Origin of the sequence: uncultured Polaribacter sp. (assembly GCF_947503855.1) — a bacterium.
In the GTDB taxonomy this organism is placed as follows: Bacteria; Bacteroidota; Bacteroidia; order Flavobacteriales; family Flavobacteriaceae; genus Polaribacter.
In genome coordinates, this window is sequence record NZ_CANNFF010000004.1 from 187,486 (window position 1) to 210,972 (window position 23,487).

General features: G+C 36.9%; 3 protein-coding genes. All 3 read left to right on the top strand.

Annotated features, from left to right (window positions below):
- Positions 1–89: 89 nt before the first annotated feature.
- Entirely contained in the window at positions 90–20,951 is a 20,862-nt protein-coding gene (locus Q0662_RS04890; RefSeq protein WP_298947735.1) for a PKD-like domain-containing protein, read from the top strand.
- A gap of 8 nt (positions 20,952–20,959) precedes the next feature.
- Positions 20,960–21,964, top strand: a complete 1,005-nt coding sequence (locus tag Q0662_RS04895; RefSeq protein ID WP_298947737.1) for a type IX secretion system membrane protein PorP/SprF — start codon at positions 20,960–20,962, stop codon at positions 21,962–21,964.
- A gap of 223 nt (positions 21,965–22,187) precedes the next feature.
- On the top strand, positions 22,188–23,486 hold the full coding sequence (locus Q0662_RS04900; protein WP_298947739.1) for a sugar MFS transporter: 1,299 nt from the start codon (positions 22,188–22,190) through the stop codon (positions 23,484–23,486).
- Position 23,487 lies beyond the last annotated feature (1 nt).

Genomic DNA, 23,487 nt, shown 5'->3' on the forward strand with positions numbered 1-23,487 from the left:
ATTATTTTTTTTTATGAATCTTAATAATGTTATTAACAATTTACATATATTTGTTAATAAATTCAATTGACTAATAATTACCCCCCTATATGAATAAGAGAAATTTATTTAGAATTTTACTTCTATCATCTTTTTTAATGTTTTTTTTTAGTGGTTTTTCAACCAGTATAAAAGACGATAAAACCAATACTAAAAACAATAATTTAAACTCTAGTCTACTAGTTGTTCCCACAATCTCCTCACAGCCACCAGCTACACTAGATGTTTGTGCAGGCGAGGCAATTTCTTTATCTGTTACGGCAACTGGAAATGGGCCCCTTAGTTATCAATGGCGAAAAGATGGAGCTGATATTGCTGGTGAAACATCTAATACGTTCTCTATTTCTAATTCGACTGCATCTGATGCTGGAGATTACCAATGCGTGGTTACGGATGATGATGGGAGTACAACTTCTGCAACGACTTCAGTTTCAGTTAATAGTTTACCAAATATAACTATAGGTGGAAATTTAATTATTTGTGAAGATCAAACAACTACTTTAACAGCAACCGGTGCGGTAGATTACGATTGGGGTAGTGGTTTTACAAATGAGGCATCCTTTCTCGTGGAGAATCTGTCAGCATCATCAACATTCACTGTTATTGGAAAAAATTTGGCAGGATGTACTGCTTCTGCTTCAGTTACAGTAGAGGTGAGTCCAGTCCCTACAGCTTCAGTAACAACTTCTAATGTTTCTGTATGTTCAGGTTCTAATGCTCAATTTATATTTTCAGGTAACCCAGGTGATGTTGTAACATACAAATTAAATTCTGGTTCAGATACAAGTATAACGTTGAATAATTCAGGAGAATTTAGTGTGTCTATTCCAAATGTTTCATCAAATCAAACTGTTGATTTAGTTAAAGTCAATAATACAAATTGTGAAACTTTGTTATCAACTTCAGAGACTGTAATCGTTGAGCCGATTCCTTCGCAGCCATCAGTAGTAAGCCTTGTAAGTTATTGCGAAGGCGATACAACTACGGCACTTACGGCATCAGGTACAGATTTAAAATGGTATATAGCCTCCACAAGTGGATCTCCATTGTCTCAAGCACCTACCCCTAACAGTTCTAATACTGGAACATTTTTATATTATGTAAGTCAAACAATCAATGGGTGTGAAAGCCCAAGAGCTGAAATTCAAGTTCAAGTCAATCCCAAACCTGTCATATCTATTTCTGGAGATAATACCATTTGCCTCGGAGAAGAGGTAGTACTTACTGCAGCTGGAGGGACTTCTTATGTTTGGAGTCCGGGAGGGGAAACCTCTCCATCAATAACCGTTTCTCCAACTTCAAATACAACTTACTCTGTTGTTGGAACCGATGCGGATAATTGTTCTAACTCAGCAACATTTTCAGTCAATGTAAATACACTACCAACTGCCAATTTAAGTACTTCGTCTTCTTCAATTTGTTCAGGTGAAGATGCAATTTTTACGATCTCAGGGACACCAAATGCAACAGTGGTATATTCCATAGATTCTGGTGCAAACCAAACGGTTGTTTTAGATGCAGCTGGTGCGGCTACAATTTCTGAGACGAATCAATTAACAGATATCGAAATGAGTTTGATTTCAGTTAACAACTCTGTTTGTTCATCAACTTTATCAGATTCTGTAACCATTACTGTAAACCCCAATGCTACTGCTCCTGCAGTAAATAGCCCTATTGACTATTGCTTAAATCAAACAGCTAAAGAGTTAACAGCAGCATTTGATACTGGAAATAATTTAGTTTGGTATGATTTTGATGGAACACAGTTATCATCAGCTCCAACCCCTGATACTTCAATTTCAGGAGATGTTACGTACGAAGTAAGCCAGGTAAATGCCTCTGGGTGTGAAAGTCCACGTTCTCAAATTACTGTTATAGTAAACCCGTTACCATTTGCTCCAACTGTAGCAAATTCAGTTGTTAATTTATGTTTAAATGAAACTGCATTACCACTAGATACTTCAGGAATTTCGAACCCACGATGGTATGATGATTTAACTTCTGGTAATTTTCTAGGAAACTCATACACTCCAGTAACAAGTTCTGATGGAACAACTAATGTCTATGTTAGTGAAACTATTAATGGTTGCGAAGGTCCGCGTACTGAAGTTAAAGTCAATGTTAGTCCTTTACCGTCGGCGCCTTCAGTCGCTTCATCCTCAGTTTTTTATTGTAAAAATCAAACTCCCGATCCTTTGTCCGCTACCACTTCTACAAGTGGAACTTTAAATTGGTATAGAGATCCTACTGGCGGTGTTGGATCAGCAAATCCTCCAATTATTGACACTAGTTTGGTTGGAAGCAACACTTATTATGTGAGCGAAACAAGCAATTTAGGTTGTGAGGGTCCGCGAACAGCAATAACAGTAACTGTTAACGATATTCCTTCTACTCCTTCAATTGGGTCACTTACAAATCCTACATGCTCAGTTCCAACAGGTAGTATAGAGCTTTCTAATTTACCTTCAGGAACTTGGACAATTAAAAATAAAACAGATGGCACAACATATTCTGCTTCTACCTCTTCTTATGAAGTACCGGGTTTAGCTGCAGGAACTTATAGTTTTGTTGTTTCTAATGGAACTTGTGAATCGGAAGCCACAAGCCCTGTTACTATTAATTCGTTGCCTGTACAGTCTCCGCCAGTTGTAGGAACACTAGTGCAACCATCGTGTACAACAGCTACAGGATCTGTAACTTTAACGAATTTACCTTCAACAGGAAATTGGACTTTAACAAGAGTTAGTGATAATGTTTCGCTAACAGGCTCAGGTACAAGTAAAACAATTACTGGACTTCCTTCTGGAACCCATAATTATACAGTAACAAATTCTCAAGGTTGTACTTCTGTTGCGTCTCTAAACATTGTTATAGATGCCCAACCAACGCTTCCAAATGCGCCAATTGCAAATGCGCAATCATTTTTAGAATCGGATTCGGCTACAATTGCAAATTTGCAAATTTCGAGTTCTGGATCTCCAGTTTGGTATAATCAAGCAGTATCTGGTACACAATATGCAACTAATTTTCCTTTAGTTACAGGAGAATATTTTGCAGCTCAAATTGACGCTAATAGCGGTTGTGAAAGTGTAGATAGAACTTCTGTTTCGGTTACTGTTTCTCCAGCTTCGGTAGGAGGAAGTGTTTCTGGCACCACAACAGTTTGTAGTGGAACAAATTCTACTGTATTGTCTTTGTCGGGTCATACAGGAAGTATTGTTAGATGGGAATCCTCTCCTGTGGTAGATTTTTCATCAGGTGTTGTACCAATAAGTAATGTGAGTACTACCTATACAGTTACCAATACTACATCAGATCTTTATTACAGAGCTGTATTAAAGAGTGGCTCAGCTCCAGAAGATTTCTCAGCGCCTGCATTTGTACAAGTTTCTCAACCTAGTAATGGGGGGGTTCTTACAGCAGTCAACTCATCAATTTGTGAAAATGATCTTGGAGGAAATATCAATCTAACTTCAGAAGTTGGAACCATTATTCAATGGCAAGCATCAACAGATAATGGCGCTAGCTGGTCAACTATTTCTAATACAACAAATAGTTATTCGGTTTCTGCACTCACCCAAACTACTATTTTTAGAGCAGAAGTTCAAAATGGGAGTTGTCCCTCAGCATTTTCTAATGAAGTGGAGATTGTAGTCAATCCAGCTCCTTCAATAACTGATATACCAAATCAATTGGTTTGTTTAGGAGATTCTGCAACTTTTGGTGAAGCATTTATAGCGAACCATTCTTATGCTTGGTATTCAAACCTAAGTGTTAATCCAACAGTTCCTATAGATAATTCAAATCAAATAACTATAAATTTTAACCAAGTCAATACACAAATTTTCACTTATAGAATTACAAACAATACTACAGGTTGCTATGTCGAAGATACTTTTGAAGTTGTTACCGATCCGTTGCCTGTAGCTCAAGTCATTTCGGATACAACTATTTGTGAATTTGATTCTGTTAATATAGGAGCACCATCGGTTCTTGGACATACGTATAGCTGGAGTAGTATCCCTGTTGGGTTTACTTCAACATCATCCAACCCATTAGTAACCCCAACAGTAACAACAACTTATATTTTAACCGAAACAACACCAAATGGGTGTACTGAAACAAATCAGGTTGTCATAGAGGTTCAACCCGAACCTGTAATTTCTATTACAGGTGGTCCCTCTTTCGATGTTTGTGAAACACCATCGACACCAATTCAACTCCAGTCTACAGTGATCAATCACGAGCCTTCATCGATTGTGTGGTCAAACGACGTTGGCTCTGGAGATTTTAGTGATCCAAACATTTTAAACTCAACCTATACACCAAGTGCTGCAGATATTTTAAACGGCTTTGTTATTTTAAGGTTAACTGTAACAGGCTTAGGGCCTTGTGCACAAACATATTCAGATGCCATTAGGGTTAACATAAACGCTGCTCCTGTTGCAGAGGCTGGAAATAATGTTACTACTTGTGGTACAGATCCTATAACCTTAGATGCTTCTGGAACAATAAATGCGGCATCTTTACAATGGAGTTTACCCTCAGGAATTACAGGAACTTTGGATACTTCAGATCCTGTAAGACCCGTTTTTACACCTAGTGTTGCCGATTTAAATTATGTAGGTCCTATTACGCTTAACTTAGAGGCCTTTTCTGGAAATACATGTCCGAGTGATACAGACTCGGTTGATATCTTGATTACGCAACCTCCAGTTGTTGAGATTGCACCTGTTGAGGCTACAATTTGTGAAGATTCTTATTATGAATTTTTATCAAATTCAGTAACAGTAACAAATGGTGTTTCAAGCTCATATTCATGGTCTAACGGAACAGGAGATGGAGTGTTTACCTCTTCGAATTCTTTATCACCAATCTATACTCCTGGGCCGAATGATATAATTAACGGTTCAGTAATTCTTACCCTTGAGGCTACTGGCGCAAGTCCTTGTTTTACTCCAGCTTCAGACGATATAATTCTTAACATTGTAAAAAAACCTATCGTTGATGCCGGTGCTGATAGTTTAGCTTGTGAAGGGCCCATAAACATCACTGGAGCATCGATACAAAATGCAGGGTCTATATCATGGTCTTCCAGCGGGAATGGTTTTTTTGAAGATCCTACGGTTCCAAATCCAATTTATGTTCCTGCTACTAACGATTTAAATTCTACAGTAACACTTACCGTTACTGTTTCCCCTATAAATGGTTGTGGTCCAGATATTACAGATTCTGTACTTTACACAATTAACGCCGCTCCAACAGCTGTGGCAGGTGGTGATGAAACTATTTGTGAAACCAATAATGTAGTTCCATTACAATCGACCATCACTAATTCAAATTCAATTGAATGGACTTCTACAGGATCAGGGAGTTTTGACAATAAAAATACAGAAGATCCTGTCTATACGTTTAGTCCAAATGATAAGGTATCAGGTTCTGTGAGCTTTACGGTTACAGCATCACAACCAGGTTGTGCAGATGCTTCCGATACGATGGTTGTGACCATTCAAAAAAATCCAATAGCAAATGCAGGGATTACATCTGAAATTTGTGAGGGTGAATCAGTTACAATTTCGAATGCAACATCACAGTTTTCAGATTCAGTTAATTGGACACAAAGTGGGGGGCTAGGAACATTTACAAATACCTCTACTTTATCACCCACATACAATTCTGTTCCAGGTGAATCTGGTACAGTTATTCTTACATTAACAGCAGACGCTATTAGTCCATGTAGCATACCATCGACTTCTCAAACCGAAATTATCATTACACCAAAGCCTGTTGTAAATGCTGGTGATGATGATGTAATTTGTGAAGGAGAATCTTTCACAGTAACTACAGCAACAAACATCAATACAGCTGGATTATTATGGACAACTAATGGAAATGGTACATTTCAACCGGGATCAGAATCTACTTTGACACCAACTTACATCCCTGGTTCTTTTGATACAAATTCAGGATCTGTGACGCTGACTCTTACAGGACAAGAAAATTTCCCTTGTAACTCAGCAGCAACAGATTCAATGGTCTTAACGATTAATAAAATTCCAACAATAAATATTATTAATCCAGTTGTAGATTTGTGTGTGGGTACGCCAAATTTCCCCATAACAAATATCGAAATAGATCATTATGACACTCTTTTATGGGAGACCTCTGGAACTGGAAATTTTAATGGTTTAGAAACTACAGAAACACCAACGTATTTTCCAACCCCTGCAGACTATGAACTCGGAACTGTAACGCTTACCTTAACTGCTTCTAGAAACCCATTAAATTGTAATTCTTCTACTGTAGATACAATTACTCTAAATTTTATTGAACAACCAACAGTAGATGCGGGTCCACCAACCGTAAGTTTATGTGAGGGTGCACTTGCACCGTCTTCGTATGTTACCAATCAAGCGACTGCTATTAATTATTCAAACGTAACTTGGTCATCTTCAGGAACAGGAACTTGGTCAACTGCAAACCCTAATACATTATTAGAAACGTACACGCCTTCACCCCAAGATTATGATACCGGTTTTGTTACTCTTACGCTTGAAGCAAAATCAAATGCACCCTGTACAGATTTAGTAACGGATACAATTCTACTTGAGTTACAAAAACTACCGGTTATTACGGTTCCACCAACAACTTCAATATGTATCGATCAAAATACATTTGGCATAGGAGGTGTGTCCATTGCTCCAGCTACGGCTTATGATACAAATTCTATTGTTTGGGAAACTACGGGTACCGGAGTTTTTACAACTTCTGGTGATCCTTTGAACCCAATTTATACTCCGTCTGCTGCTGATTTAGCGGCTGGTGGTGTTACCTTAACTATTACTGTTGATGCTGTTACTTCCTGTACAGTTGAGGTAACCGAAAGTTTTGATCTTTTATTTCAGGTTTTACCGGTTGCTGATGCAGGTGTAAACTTAACGGAATGTGCTCTGCCTTTTCAAATTACTACGGCTACTTTTGATACAACAACCGCTAATAATTTAGTTTGGTCCAACGGATCAGGAGATGGAACATTTGATGTTGACAATATTATAAACCCAACTTATACGCCAGGACCTGGAGATTTAGCTAATGGATCGGTAACCTTAACTTTAACTGCGAAAGCCTTAGATCCATGTACGGAGGATAATGTCACTTCAATGGTTGTGACTTTTGTAGATTCACCAGAGGTTATAGTGGTAACGCCACAAAATCCAATTTGTGAAGATGAAACCAATGTTGCGGTGACAGGTACTACGATTAATAATGAAGATTCATTTATTTGGACATCAACTACAGGTACAACTATTGCAAGCCCTACGACTTTTAGTCCATTAGTAACCCCAAGTGCTACAGATATTTCCAACGGCTTCATAGATTTGACACTTACGGTTGCTCCTAACGCACCTTGTGCTACTGATGTTGTGGAAGTTGTACGAATCCCTATTCAGGAAAAACCTGAATTATTCCCAGGAGTATCACAAAATATTTGTGAAGGTGCTAGTATCTCTATTTTAGATGCAACAGAAACCAATGTTAAAAACCTTGTTTGGTCTAATAATGGAGGTGATGGAAATTTTACAGCATTAGATAAGTCCATTACAACGGAATATACACCTGGGCCTATTGAAATTGCAAACGGTTTGGTTGAATTAGTTGTTACTGCAGAAGCTATTGCACCTTGTGTTGGAACAATTTCGAAGACAATTACGCATACGATTACTAGAGATCCAGTTGTTACTCTAACAACAAACGAAGATACAATTTGTGAATCGCAAACGAGCTATACCATCCCAACAGGAACAGTCTTTATAGAAAATGTAAGTTCTGTTGACACTTACAACTGGTCAGCTTCTGGTTCAGGTACATTATTAGGAAACAATACCTTAACCCCATCTTATGAGCCTACACCAGCCGATATTGCTGCTGGTTTTGTAAATTTAATTTTTACATTAAACCCAACAGCCCCATGTAGTACTCAAATCAAAGAAACATTTAAATTAAATATTAACCCTTTAGCGACGATCGATTTTACAGATGATGGGTTTTTCTGTGAGGGGGAAGAAAAGCTTTTGACAGCCACTTTTACCAACCATGATTCTAACAATAACCCTTTCAAATGGACAATAATTAGTGGGACAGGAACCTTAATAGATGGAGATACAGCAAGTCCTACGTATGTACCTGCTCCGGATAGTGATACCGTTGTGATTCAGATAAGTGTCGATGGAATTTCACCTTGTGATGAACCAACCACACAACAATTTACAATGAATGTTATTAAAACTCCAGTAGTTTCTATGACAACGCTTAATGATAAGGTTTGTAGTTCTCAAAAGACCTATAATTTATCAGGAAATTCGGTTGAAGATTTAACTAATACAGTAAAATGGACTCGAGTAAATCCAGTTGGTGGCACAGGAACGTTTTCAAACTCAGGGGTTCTAAATCCTTCCTATACTTTCAATCAAGACGACATTGATAACGGGTTTGTGACCTTACGTTTAACAGCAACGAGTGATGCGCCCTGTTCTTCTTCAGATTTTGAAGAAATTACAATTGTCATAGACAAAGCCCCTAATGCAACAATAAGTTCTCTTGCAGCAGTTTGTGCTGGAGAACCTTATACTGCGACTGCGTTAAATCCGGATGGAAATACCGTAGCATGGACCGAAATTAATGGAAGTCATGGAACCTTTGTGGGTGCCAACTCAGATACTGCTACTTTTAATCAATTTCCAGAAAATGAGAATGATTTTGAGATACAATTAACATCAACAACTTCAGAAACTTGTGCGCCTTATGTTCAAACTCTTAAAGTGGTTGTTCAACCGAAACCAACAATTGATGTTGGGCAGTCCATTCAGGAAGTATGTAGCTCAGAGCCATTTGTAATTTCTGGAGTTACTGCTACGAATTATGACTCTGTTTTATGGACAGAAGATGGCACCGGAAGTAGTGCAGGGTTTAGTAATCCAAACGATTTAAATCCCACTTTTACACCAACAGCTTCACAACTTCTTGCCGGTCAAGTTGTTTTAAAAGTTACAGCGCTTGCAGATGCAGAATGTGGAAGTGCATTTGATGTATCTGATACAATTACATTAAACTTTAACCCAGAACAAACGGTTAGTTTTACAGCACCTTCTTCTATTTGCGAAGGAGATACAATCTCATTAGTTGGATTAGCGCCAGACTCCTCGAGTATTTTATGGTCAACAAGTTCTACTGCCTCAACTTCAGGTTTTGCAGATCCAACCAATTTAAACACAACCTATACACCTTCTGCTTTAGATTTAAGTTTAGGACGTGTTACTTTAACGATTACAGGTTTTTCAAATACAAATTGTCCAGACGCTAATTATCCTCTGGAAGTTTTAATTGAAAGTAAACCAACTGCAGATGCGGGAGCTCCAATATCTATTTGTGAAGGAACAGCTTCTTATCAAATTAATGACGCGTTTGCATCCAATTATAACGCATCAGTTTCAACAAATATCAACTGGTCTCTAACAGGGCCTGCAACCATTCAAGCGGGTACTCAAAATGATTTAAATCCAGTAATTTTACCTACTGCTGGTGCCACAGGAGATATCATTTTAACATTAAGCGTTAATGGATATGATTCTTGTAATACTTCGGCTACAAGTACAAAAACGATTACCATAGTTCCAAGTCCAATTGTTGTGGTACCATCGACTCGTACTATTTGTGAAGGCGAAACGTTGATTCTTTCAAATTCTGAAATATCCGCCTCTAATTATGGTTCAGTATCATGGACTTCATCAAACGGATTAGGAACATTTACACCAAATGATGATTTAGCAACAATATATACCCCGGCTCCTGGTCAAACTGGTACAGTAGACTTAATTCTAACTGCTTCTTCAACTTCAGGATCTTGTTCAAGTGATTCAAGCCCTATACAATTGGAAATTATTCCAAAACCAATTGTTAAGGCAGGAGTTGACGCTTCTATTTGTGTTACTGAAACATATACTGTAGTTGGAGCAAGTGTTTTAAACGCATTTACATATACATGGAGTGTTACAGGTCCTGCTCAGATTGTTTCTGGTCAAAGTACATTAACCCCTGTAATAGCCTCAGATGCTGGAGCAACCGGAACAGCTGTTGTAACTTTAACTGCTGTTGGAAATGGCGTATGTCCAGTGTCGATTACAGATACTTTTAATCTAGAAATAAACGCTGCTCCAGTAGTTAATGCTGGTAACGATGCTATGCTTTGTGAAGGGCAATCTTCTTATCAACTACTTGGTTCTGTTGCAGATGCAGATGCTTCTACAACCTATTCTTGGGTAACTTCCAACGGTAGTGGAACTCTTCAGTCTACAGCAGATCCATTACAACCAATATACATCCCTGGTCCAACTGATTTTAATTCTGCTACAGGATTCAAAGACATACAGTTTGATCTCATATCAAATTCAACCAACGGATGTGGTTCATCAACAGATTCGATGGTTTTAACTGTTTACGCAAGTCCAATTGTAAGTGCAGGCTCAGATATTTTTGATATTTGTGAAGGTACAGATGTTATTTTGAGTTCGGCAACTGCTAGTAATTACAGTAGTATTACATGGTCTACTTCAGGAAATGGTACATTTGATTATTCTAGTAGTACAATTAATCCAACCTACAGCCTTGGCTCTAATGATACAACTTCTGTAACTCTAACGCTTTCTGCGATGCCTAATGGAGCATGTTCACAAGTTGCTGTTTTGGATCAAATGACGATTTTTATCAATCAAGATACAACACTTTCAGCGACGACGAATACAATTACAATGTGTGGTGAAACCTTTACTATGCCAGATTTGATAGATGTAAGTAATGCTACATCTATTCTTTGGACAAATATTACAGGTGCATCTGGTACTCCAGGAGTCTTAACAAACGCTCATACAGAAACACCAAGCTTTACACCTTCAGTAAATGAAATCGCTAATGGTTTTGTTTTACTTAGGGTAGAAACTTTAGCTAAACCAGGTTGTACAACAACATTAAGCGAGACAATTACTGTTAATTTACAACCACTTTTAGAAATAGAAGCAGGTACATCATTAGCATTCTGTGAGGGGGATGATATTATAGTTTCAGGGAATGGAGCCTCAGTCACAAATTTCTCAACATATGAATGGTCTCATAACGGAACAGGAAATATTGATCCAGCTACTATTAACACATTAAATCCAAAATATATTCCAGGTGTTAATGAAACGGGAGATATAGACCTTACACTAACTGCTACAAGTATTGCTCCATGTACCGGAGATGTATCCGACTCAATGACCGTAACAATTAAGCCGCAACCAACAGTTTCTGTTGTTCCTGATTTTACCATTTGTGAGGGCGCTAATATCAATATTGTAAACACAACGGTTACAAACGCAGATAGCATAACTTGGACGAATTCCCAAAATAGTGATGGATCGTCTTCAGGTGCTTATGTAGGTGGTACATTTTCAAACAATGATAATACAATATTAAACCCGAGTTATATACCCTCACAAGATGATATCGACCTAGGGTATGTGTATTTAACAATTAGAGTTTCCAATACAGCTTGTGGCTCATTTGTAACAGATGTTATAAAAGTTACTATAGCAAATGGAGTAGGAGTCTTTGCAGGAGTGAATGCATCGATTTGCGAATCAGAACCCTATGCTTTATTAGACGCTTCTTCAAGTGCAACGTCTGTTTCTTGGATAAGTTCTGAAAACAGCAATGGTACCTCTTCAAGTACTTATTTGCCTGGTTCATTTACAGACCCAACGGCTGTAAATCCCGAATATATTCCAAGTATAGATGATATAAATAGAGGATATGTTTATCTCACAATTACAGGCTCAGGAAATAGTAGTTGTGCTGTGGATAGCAGCTTTATGTTACTAAACATAATTAAGAAGCCAACAGTTTCTGCAACAGATATAAGTATTTGTGCTAGCAATACAACTGGTGTTGCGTTAAACGGATCGGGAACCAATTATGACACACTTACATGGAGTGTTATTGATGGTCCTGGAAGCGTAGACCCAACAACTGGAGTTTTTAATTCAGGTTTAGGTCCAGACATTCTTAACAATGCAGTAACAAGAATTCGTCTTGTAGCAACTCCATTATCGTCTTGTGCAGATAATGCCGTTAAAGAAATTACGGTTACCACACAAGCGCTTCCATCCGTAGAAGCAGGTGATGATGGTGCCATATGTTACATTCCAGGAACAGCAATTGCTCCTTTTACAATCCTTGGAACAAATGTATCTAATGCAAGTTCCACAAGTTGGACCACCGATGGAAGTTTATCAGGTGATTTTAATCTAGGGAATCCTGTTGTTTATGAATCATTCAGTAATAGTTGTACTCCAGAAGTTTTAACATTAACCGCCAATGGTGTAGGAGCATGTAGTTCAGAGACAAATTCAGATTCAGTAACATTAACGATCAATTGTACGATTCCAAATTTAGGAGCTATTACAGGACTAGATACTGTTTGTCAAGGAAATTCAGGAGTTGTATATACCGTTCCAGTGAATTCAAATGTAATTACCTACGATTGGCAAGTACCAACAGGCGCCACAATAGTTTCTGGTCAAGGAACTAATTCAATTAGCGTTGATTATGATGCTAACGCAGTTTCAGGAAATGTTTCTGTAAATGGTGTAAATGGCTGTGGTAGTAGTCCAAATTCTACATTACCAATTACTATTAATGAACTGCCAACTACGGGAATCGTTTCTGGACAACAAATAGTGTGTGCTGGATCGACTCATGATTATACAACCACAATAATTCCAAATGCAGATTCTTATTTGTGGACATTACCTGACGGTAGTACAATTTCTACAACAACCAATTCAATTTCTATTCCGTTTACGGCTTTGGTTACTTCAGGAGATTTATCTGTTCAAGGAAATAATTCTTGTGGACTAGGAGCTTCTTCTGCAGCTTTACCTATATCAGTTCAATCACAACCAACTTTGACGAGTACATTGACTCCACCATCAATTTGTAGTGATGAAACATTTGAATATGTACCAACTTCGGAATTTGCTAGTACAACCTATAGTTGGACTAGAGCAGTCGTTTCTGGAATTTCAAATACTGCAGGATCAGGAACAGGAATAATTAGCGAAACTCTAACAAATACAAGTTCTGTAACAATTCCAGTTAATTATATTATCACGTTAACTTCACAAGATGGTTGTACTAATTCAGCAACTATTACAGTTGATGTTCATCCGATACCAACCCTAACTTCGTCTACACCAGTAGCTGCTATTTGTTCTGGCGATTCATTTAATCATACTTTAACCTCCAATACTACAGGTAATATTAATTGGACTAGAGCGACTGTTACAGGAATTACGGAACCCGGAACCAGCGGAGCCAATACGATAAGTGAAGTTTTAACAAATGTTACAACTGCTCCTATAACAGTTGTATATACAGCATTACTGCCTCCAAATTCAGCTGGATGTACTGGAAATCCAATTACATTTAATGTTGTGGTGAACCCACAACCAAATGTTGATCAACCCGTAGATCAGGTTTTATGTGCAGGTGAAACATTAGATGTAAATTTTGTAACAACTAATAATGGGGGAGACTCAGGGTTTACATGGACTAATGATAACTCTTCAATAGGATTACCATTAACAGGTTCTGGACCTATTTCAGGGGTAACAATGACGAATACTTCTTCAATAAGTCAAGAAGCAATTATAAAAGTAACACCTACGTTTGATAACGAAGGGATTTCTTGTACAGGTACAGGTTCTTCTAAAACGTTTAAAATTACAGTAAATCCGGCGGCTCAAGTCAATCCAATTTCTTCAGAAGTAGTATGTAATGGAGATAGTATTGATCTAATTGAATTTTCAACTTCAAATACTTCAGGAACGACTTCTTACAGTTGGACGAATGATAATACTTCTATAGGCTTAGCTCCAACTGGTTCTACAGATATTGCTAAATTTACAGCAACTAATATCACCACAACACCACAAGTTGCAACTATAGTTGTAACTCCAACCTATAGTTTTAATGGTCAGGTTTGTTCTGGTCCACCAGAAACATTTCAGCTTACGGTAAACCCTTCAGCTCAAGTAAATCAACCAACACCTTTGATACTTTGTGAAGGAGAATTAGTGCCAGATATAGAATTCGATACTTTAAATACTGGTGGTACAACCACTTATGATTGGACTAATGATAATGTTAATATAGGGCTGTCAGATCCTAACGGCTCTGGAGACATTGGCTCGTTTATTGCGCTTAATTCTACCGGAATTCCTCAAACTGCAAATATCACAGTAACACCAACATTTACAAATGGTTTGGTTTCTTGCTCTGGAACTCCAAAGTCCTTTACGATAACGGTCAATCCATCTGCACAAGTGAATCCGATTGGATCAACAACTGTATGTGCAGGTGAATTAATACCAAAAATTGAATTTACAAGCACAACAGTTGGAACAAAGTACGCTTGGACAAATAATAATACGTCTATTGGCTCTATATCAGCTTCAGGAACTGGAGATATCTCTGCATTTTCAGCAACCAATACAAGTACGATTCCTCAGACTGCCACGATTACAGTGACACCTACGTATACAGAAAATGGTTCTAGTTGTACTGGTCCAACAGAAACGTTTACAATTACAGTAAATCCTGCAGCTGAAATGAATCCACCTTCAGACGAAGTTTTTTGTGCATCTGATGTAGCAGTTATCAATTTTACCACACCTAATACGGTGGGTACAACAACATATAACTGGACAAATAGTAATTCTGCAATTGGTTTAGGAAGCAGTTCTGGTTCTGGATCTACCATATCATTCCCCACTACAAATTCTGGCACAACGCCTATAACTTCAACAATTATAGTTACTCCAACATTTAGTTATAATGGTGTAGATTGTGTTGGGCCAAATAAAATTTTTACAATTACAGTTAACCCGAATCCAACTATGGTAACTCCAGATTCACAAATTTTATGTGATGGAGATACTACAACAGTTGACTTTACGACATCCAATAGTGTAGGGACTACCACTTATGCATGGACCAATAATACACCAAGTATTGGAATTCCTGCATCAGGAGTTGGATCGATTCCAGCATTCTCGGTTGTTAATACAGGAAATGCACCAATAACTGCAAGTCTTACGGTTACACCTACATTTACCAATGAGGGTGTAAGTTGTGTTGGGGATCCAGAGGATTTCGAGATTACAGTGAATCCTTCTGCACAAGTTAATCAGCCTCTTTCTTTAGTGGTTTGCGATGGTGATACGGTAGCTGCTACTAGCTTTAGTACCTCAAATACAGGAGGCACAACTAAGTATTCATGGACAAATAATAATTTATCAACAGGATTAAACGTAAGCAGTGATACCGGTGATGTTCCTACTTTTACGGCAACAAATACAGGAACAGCACCTTTAGTGTCTACAATTACGGTGACTCCATCTTTTGATAATGCAGGGGTAATATGCTCTGGACCTTCAAAAACATATACCATTACAGTCAATCCCAAAGCACAGGTGAATAAACCAGCCCCGCAGGTAGTATGTAACGGCGAATCTACCAATGTGTCCTTTACATCTGCCAATACTGTTGGATTAACGACATATAGTTGGACAAATTCTGATACGTCTATTGGCTTAGCAGGATCAGGAACTGGAAATACACTAACATTTACAGCCTCCAATTTGAATGCAAGTCCAGTTGTATCTACTATAACCGTAACTCCAACATATATCAATGGTGGTGTTTCTTGTTCTGGACCCCCAGAACAGTTTACAATTACAGTAAACCCGTCTGGTCAGGTAGACCTACCAGCCTCAGCCTCACAAGTTGTATGTAATGGCGATTCTACAATACCTGTCGAATTTAAAACTTCAAATACCGCTGGAAAAACCACATTTAGTTGGACCAATTCAAATCCAAGTATTGGATTAGCAGCTTCAGGAGTAGGAACAGTTCCTTCTTTTGTAGCCTATAATAGTACAAATACTGTGGCTGTTGGAACTATTGTGGTAACTCCATTTTACGAAAATGGAGGAGTAAGTTGTCAAGGTGTTCCAAAAACCTTTACAATTGAAGTCAATCCTGAACCTGAAATGATTCAACCCGATGCACAAGTTATTTGTGCTGGAGAAACATTCTTTTATAATTTTGATTCTAATAATTTAGGTGGAACCACTACTTACGAATGGTCTAATAATAATCCATCAATTGGATTGATAGCAGGGCCTTCAACAGGTAATATCCCGTCTTTTACAGCAATTAATACAGGGCAAGTACCTTCAGTTGCTACAATACAAGTAACTCCTACTTACACAAATGGAGGAGTAAGTTGTGTGGGTTCAACATTACCCTTTACAATTACGGTTAACCCTTCAGCAAATGTAGTTTTACCTCCAAACCAAACGGTTTGTAATTCGGATTCCACTACTTCTGTGAATTTTTCTACAGTAAATAGTTCAGGAGCTACAACTTATGAATGGGTTAATAATAATCCAAGTATCGGATTGGATGCTACAGGAACAGGAAATATACCTTCGTTTGTTGCTAAAAATTCTGGCAATATTCCAGTTGTTGCATCTTTAGAAGTTACACCAATTTATAATAATGCTGGAGTAAGTTGTGCAGGACCACCCCAAACGTATACAATTACAGTTAACCCAACCGCAGAATTGAACATTCCAATATCTCAGGTTCTTTGTAATGGTGAGAATACAAACTTAGTAAGCTTTTCATCAAATAATTTGGGTGGAACAACAACCTATAGTTGGGTTAATAACAATACAACTATTGGATTAGCTGCAAATGGCTCTGGTGATGATATTCCATCTTTTACAGCAGAGAATAATGGTTTTACACCGGTTGTAGCTACAATTACGGTTACTCCAACGTATACAAATGATTCGGTTTCATGTGAAGGGCCCTCTAAAGAATTTACTATTACAGTAAATCCAAGTGCTCATATAATACAGCCAACAGATCAAACCCTATGTGCTGGGGATTTATCAACCGAGATTAATTTTAACTCGTTAAATACACTTGGTACGACCACTTATACTTGGACTAACGATAACACCAGTACAGGTTTAGGAGCTAGTGGAATAGGACCTATTTTACCCTTTACAGCACTTAATACGGGTTCAGCTCCAAATGTGTCTACAATTACAGTCACACCGATCTTTACAAAAGACGGTGTTGCTTGTAATGGTGATTCAAAAGAATTCTTTATAACGGTAAATCCAGTCTTAGACTTAGTACCACCTGTAGATCAATCTGTTTGTAACGGAGCAATGACTTCGCCAATAACTTTTGTTTCTAATACCTTAGGAGGTACGGTAAATTATTCTTGGGTAAATGATAATACTTCTATAGGATTAAAGGCAGATGGCACTGGAGATATTGCTGAATTTCCAGCTGTAAATACTGGGTCAACGTCACAGATAGCAACAATTACTGTTACAAGTACTTACACGAATGCTGGAGAAACCTGTAGTTCAATAGAAGTATTTACAATAACCGTAAATCCTAGTCCAAAGGCCACAATTACAGGCTTAAATAATTTCCTTGTATGTGAGAACGATACCGCACCTTTTATCACTTTTGAAGGTTCAAATGGGGTGGCGCCATACACTTTTACGTATCAAATAAATTCAGATCCAATTCAACAAGTTACCTCTAGTGGAACCTCAAATTCTGCTACGGTTTCAATTTCAACTGCTAATTCAGGATCAAATGTAATAACGCTACTTAGTGTTTCAGATTCTTCAACACCAACAGCTTGTGTGTCAACAGATATTACACTACCAAACGAGGCTTTTGTAGATGTTCAAGAGCAAGGAACGATTATACCACAGGACTCTAGTACCGTTAGTCAAGTTATTTGTGAAAATACTTCTCTTACGCCAATCGTTTATGTGATTGGAGGGTCTGCGACAAGTGCTTTTGTAACAGGGCTGCCTTCAGGTTTGATTTCAACTTTTGACCCAACTCTTAATACATTAACCATAAGTGGAAATCCAACAAGCTCAGGTACTTTTAATTATGAAGTTAATACAGCTGGTTCAACAAATGGATGTAATTCATCTTACGGAGGCTCTATCGTTGTGAATGCAAATGATGAAATTACAGAGTTGACACCAACGACAATAAATCAAGAGCTTTGTTCTTGTGATACCTTAGCACCAATATCGTATAACTTAGGTGGTGGTGCTACTGGGGGAGATGTACAATTTACCCCGAGTATGCCTGCTGGAATTACTTGGTCAATTTCTTCAAATATATTAACTATTTCTGGTGCTTCATGTGATGTAGGAACTTTTAATTATACGGTTAATTCGTATGGAATTTGTAGTTCGGATACCTATGGAGGTACAATTGTAATCAAAGATAATTCTACTATTTCTTTAGTTTCAGGAAATCCTGATCCAATTGTATGTGAGGGGAGTGCTTTTGCAACACCAATCCAATATGCAATCTCACCAACCACTTCAACTCTTGTAATGGCACCAACCATTCCAGGTGTTACCTTTGATCCAACAACCGGTATTATTTCTGGAGTACCTTCACAAAGTGGGGTTTATAACTATACAATCAGTTCGAGTGAAGGCTGTAGCAATGTTTTATCTGGTGTTATTACAGTAACTTCAGATCAAGACATATCCTTTATTTCTAATAATCCTACTCAAACTGCTTGTCAAAATTCGCCTATAGATCCAGTTGTGTTCTCGGTGTCTCCAGGGGTTAATGATGTTACTATTACTCCTTCGTTGCCAGCTGGTTTGGGGTATTCTGTAAACTTAGGAATAGTTACAATCTCGGGAACTCCTACCAATGCGATGGGTGTTTCTCAAAACTATATCGTAAGAACGGTTGGGTCTTGTGGAGTAGCAGCATCAGAATCTTTTACATTAGACATCCTACAGGAGGCTATGATAACAGTAACTAGCGATGTTTCAACAATTAACCAATCCATTTGTCAAAGTGGAAATATTGAGCCAATTACGTTTACAATTGGAGGAGGTGCAACAGGAATAGAACCTCTTGATTTACCTGATAACCTTGTTTTAAATTTTGATGCTGGTACTGGAATATACACAGTGTCTGGAGCACCAGCTACATTTGGCACTTTTAATTTTAATGTGGTTACAACAGGATGTGTTGCGTCGCAATTATTTTCTATAACGAACATTAACACCAATATTTCTATTGAATTAACCTCTGCTGTTGGTACTGACGACCAGCAATTATGTCAATCCAATTTTAATACACCAATCACCCCAATAGTATATCAATTAACTGGTGTTACAGGAGTAACTGTAACAGGATTGCCGCTTGGTATAAGTTCGAATTTTGACAACGCTACTGGCGAGTTAGTAATTTCTGGAACACCTATAGATTCTGGAGAGTTCAATTACGCTATAACAACCTTGCCGTGTGAACGTGTAAAAACAGGAGTTATAAAAGTTTCAACACCCATTGCCTTTTTTGATGAACAAGTGACACAAGTTTCTTGTCATGGTGAAAATGATGGTTCAATTTCGATTGATATTCGAGGTGGTGCTAGTGCAGCAGGTTTGTATGCTATTTCTTGGACTGGACCAAATGGTTTCCAGCAAAATCAAGCAACAATTACAGGATTAGAACCTGGAGTTTATACAATCACAGGAACCGACCTTCTTGGATGTGCAATTCCAACAAAATCATACGTAATTGATAATGTAGAGCCTGTAAAAATTTCATTACTTTCTACGTCTAATGTAACCTGTGAAGGAAGTTTGGGTTGTGCCAATTTTGATTTTACTGGGGGAACAGGAATTTATACAAACTTTTCTTTAGAGTATTTAGATCCGTCATCTGAAACATTAACTCCAGTTACTGTTGCAAATAATAATTACCTTAATATTTGTGGCCTTCGCGCTGGATTGTATTATTTAACGATTGAAGATAGTAATTCATGTAAGTCAAGTCCTTATTTGTTTACAATATTTGATTACAGTTCGCTTAATATCGATAATGTTGAATTAGATGATTCATTATGTGCTGATAATCCAGGAAATATTAGAGTTAAAGTTACAAGTTTAGATCCAAACCTAACTTTCTATTATAATGATGTTTTAGTTCCTCATATACCCTTAGGGGATTCTACATACGAACTGGCAATTAATAACCCAACAGCCTCTTCTGGAGTTCTAAAAGTAAAGAATGATCAAGAATGTTGGAATTCAATTAATATTAGTACGCAAATTGAGATGCCAGATTTTGATTATACATCACTTAATTTTTCTACCCATAATTTTATTGATGTTAACGAAAGTATAGAATTTACCAATACAGTTGATCTTAGCGATATCCCCGCCGAATACGATTACATTGTTTGGGATTTTGGTGATAATTCTCCTTTTAAAGTATTTTTTAATCCAGATGATTTAGTTCCGAATTCTGAAGGAGATAGTTTCAAAACAGTTTTCCATTCCTATACAATTGATGGAGTTTATACAGTTACACTCTCTGTTTTCAATAGATTGGGTTGTTCGCGATCGGTATCTCAAACTATTACTGTAGGACGTGGTGCAAATATTATGGCACCTTCAGCTTTCTCTCCTAATGATGATGGAATAAATGATTTATTTAGAGTTTCATTAATTGGCTTTACAAAAGTTTCCATGTATGTCTATGATCCTTGGGGGAATGTTGTTTATGAAATAACCTCTGATGTAGATGCATTAGATCCTAATTGGGGTTGGAATGGTGTAGAAAAAGGAAATAATGAGCCAAAAAATGGAAATTATAAATACTACGTAATAGCAACAACTATAGATGGAAAAGTTGTTGAGAAAACGGGTCAATTGATGCTTATAAAATAATACAGACTATGAAATTAAAATCTCTATACCTCCCTCTTTTAATCTTAGTTTACAACCTTGGATTTTCTCAAGATAATATCATTAAAAACCAAAACAAAATCATGGGTGCTCAAAACCCTAGTTTTTATGCTTTTGGAGACTCTTCAAAAGCAGGGGTATTAACTGGATCAGAGGGTTTTACTGATGCTAGCAAAATAGAAACAAAATTTGCCTTTGTAAATCATTTTTTTGAACAAAGTAATTTTTCATTGGCTCTAGATGTTAAGACCATTGATGTAAAAAGTCTTGGATACTCAATCTCAACAACTAATTTACATTATATTTATAGAACACAATTTAATTACAGATGGACGTTTAATCCCTCGGTATCTATAGGATATGGCAGCAGTTCATTAAATTACAATAATTTGATTTTTGAAGATCAAATAAACTTATTAAATGGGAGTATTGCTGGAGTTACTATTGACCCCGTAAACATTGATGGTCAAATTAATTATTTTGATTGGGCTGCAGGATTTTCGATCCACAACAACGAAAACTTATTTTTTGGGTTTAATGCAAAACACATCAATACTCCTGATACATCTTTTAATTCCTCATCAAAAAACAAGAAAGACTTATTGCTCTCTTTACAAATGGGTTATGAGTATGATTTAAACCCTTATGGACGAGGTATTTTGCCTTCATTTTCTTACCTATTTTTATATAACTCTTTTTCTATGCAAGGTGAGAAATCTAGAATAGGTCTTTTTCAAGAAGTAATATTAGGAAATATTTCTGTAGGGCTTAATCAATACTTTAATAACTATGAAGGCTTTACAATATCTCAATTAGGTGCCTCTTTAAGTCTTTTTGTTCAACAAATAGAACTTGGTGTTAATTATTCTATAGATATGATATCTCCTGGCCCAACAGGTACTGATTTTAACAGTTTTGAATTGTATATTACTTTTGACTTTAATCCTGATAACAAAAACAAAAGAGGAAATAATAGTCGTTTTTACGGGCTATAATGTATGCTAATAAAATACACTAGGTGGTTTAAAGATCGTTGCTCTTGTAAGCGATTATTAGATGTTTGCTGATTTTTAGAGTTCAATTTCAAATAACTTAAATGTTAAAGTCAATCCTATTCATGATGTTTATTTTTACAGTGCTTATGATACTTATGTGTATTTAACACAACTAATACGCAGTATACTAAACAAATCATTAATTTATAAATAGATAACATAGATGCAACAAAAAAAGAATACCATAGCCATAATTATTATTGCAAGTTTATTTTTCATTTTTGGTTTTGTAACTTGGATTAACGGAGCTTTAATACCGTTTATGAAAACCATTAACGAATTAACAGATGCACAATCTTACTTAGTAGCTTCTGCTTCTTACATTTCATTTGTGGTAATGGCATTACCAGCCTCTTATATTTTAAATAAAATCGGCTATAAAAAAGGCATGTCTTTAGGTTTAATAATTATGGCAATAGGTGCTTTGGTTTTTATACCAGCTGCAGAGGCAAGAACTTATTGGTTGTTTTTAGCAGGTATTTTTATACAAGGTATTGGTATGACTATTTTACAAACTGCAGCAAACCCGTACATAACAATTTTGGGTCCTATAGAAAGTGGTGCAAAAAGAATTGCAATTATGGGTATTGCAAACAAAACGGCAGGTGCTTTAGGATCTCTTATATTTGGTGCTTTGTTGCTATCTGGTATTGATAAAACAAAAGAAAAACTAGCAGGTGCTACTCTAGAAGAAAAAAATTTTTTGTTAGATACAATGGCAGATAGTGTATTTATACCTTACCTTATAATGGCAATTATATTATTTGTATTAGGTTTTTTAATTAGAAAAGCGCCATTGCCACAAGTAGAGGCTGCAGAAAATAAAGATGTAAATAACCAAAGTACAACTAAAACAAGTATTTTTCAATTTCCAAATTTATGGTTAGGTGTAGTTGCTTTATTTGTATATGTTGGTGCAGAAGTTATTGCTGGTGATACTATTATAGCTTATGGTATTTCTTTGGGTTTTACAGGTGAAGAGGCAAAGTATTTTACAACTTATACACTTTTAGCAATGGTAGTAACATATGCTTTAGGTGTGTTTTTAATTCCAAACTATTTAAAACAAAAAACAGCCTTAATTGCAAGCGCTATCTTAGGAATTATTTTTAGTTTTTTTATAATAAACACTACAGGTTTTATATCTATTTTATTTGTTGCTGGTTTAGGTATTGCTAATGCATTGGTTTGGCCAGCCATTTGGCCTTTAACTTTAGAGGGTTTAGGTAAGTTTACAAAAACAGGATCTGCTCTTTTAATTATGGCAATTTCGGGTGGTGCATTAATACCTCCATTATATGGTAGGTTGGTAGATGCTAACAAACAAGAAATAATTGCAAATGGTACAGAAGAATTTACAGCTTTAGCACAAGCCTCTAATAGTAGTTATTGGATTTTAATACCCTGCTATGCCATAATTTTATACTTCGCAATTTGGGGGCATAAATTAAAAAAGTGGTAAT

What these genes read in the sequence shown, in the direction of transcription:
- Q0662_RS04890 (WP_298947735.1), top strand. Translation starts at nt 90, where the DNA reads ATGAATAAGAGAAATTTATTTAGAATTTTACTTCTATCATCTTTTTTA.
- Q0662_RS04895 (WP_298947737.1), top strand. Translation starts at nt 20,960, where the DNA reads ATGAAATTAAAATCTCTATACCTCCCTCTTTTAATCTTAGTTTACAAC.
- Q0662_RS04900 (WP_298947739.1), top strand. Translation starts at nt 22,188, where the DNA reads ATGCAACAAAAAAAGAATACCATAGCCATAATTATTATTGCAAGTTTA.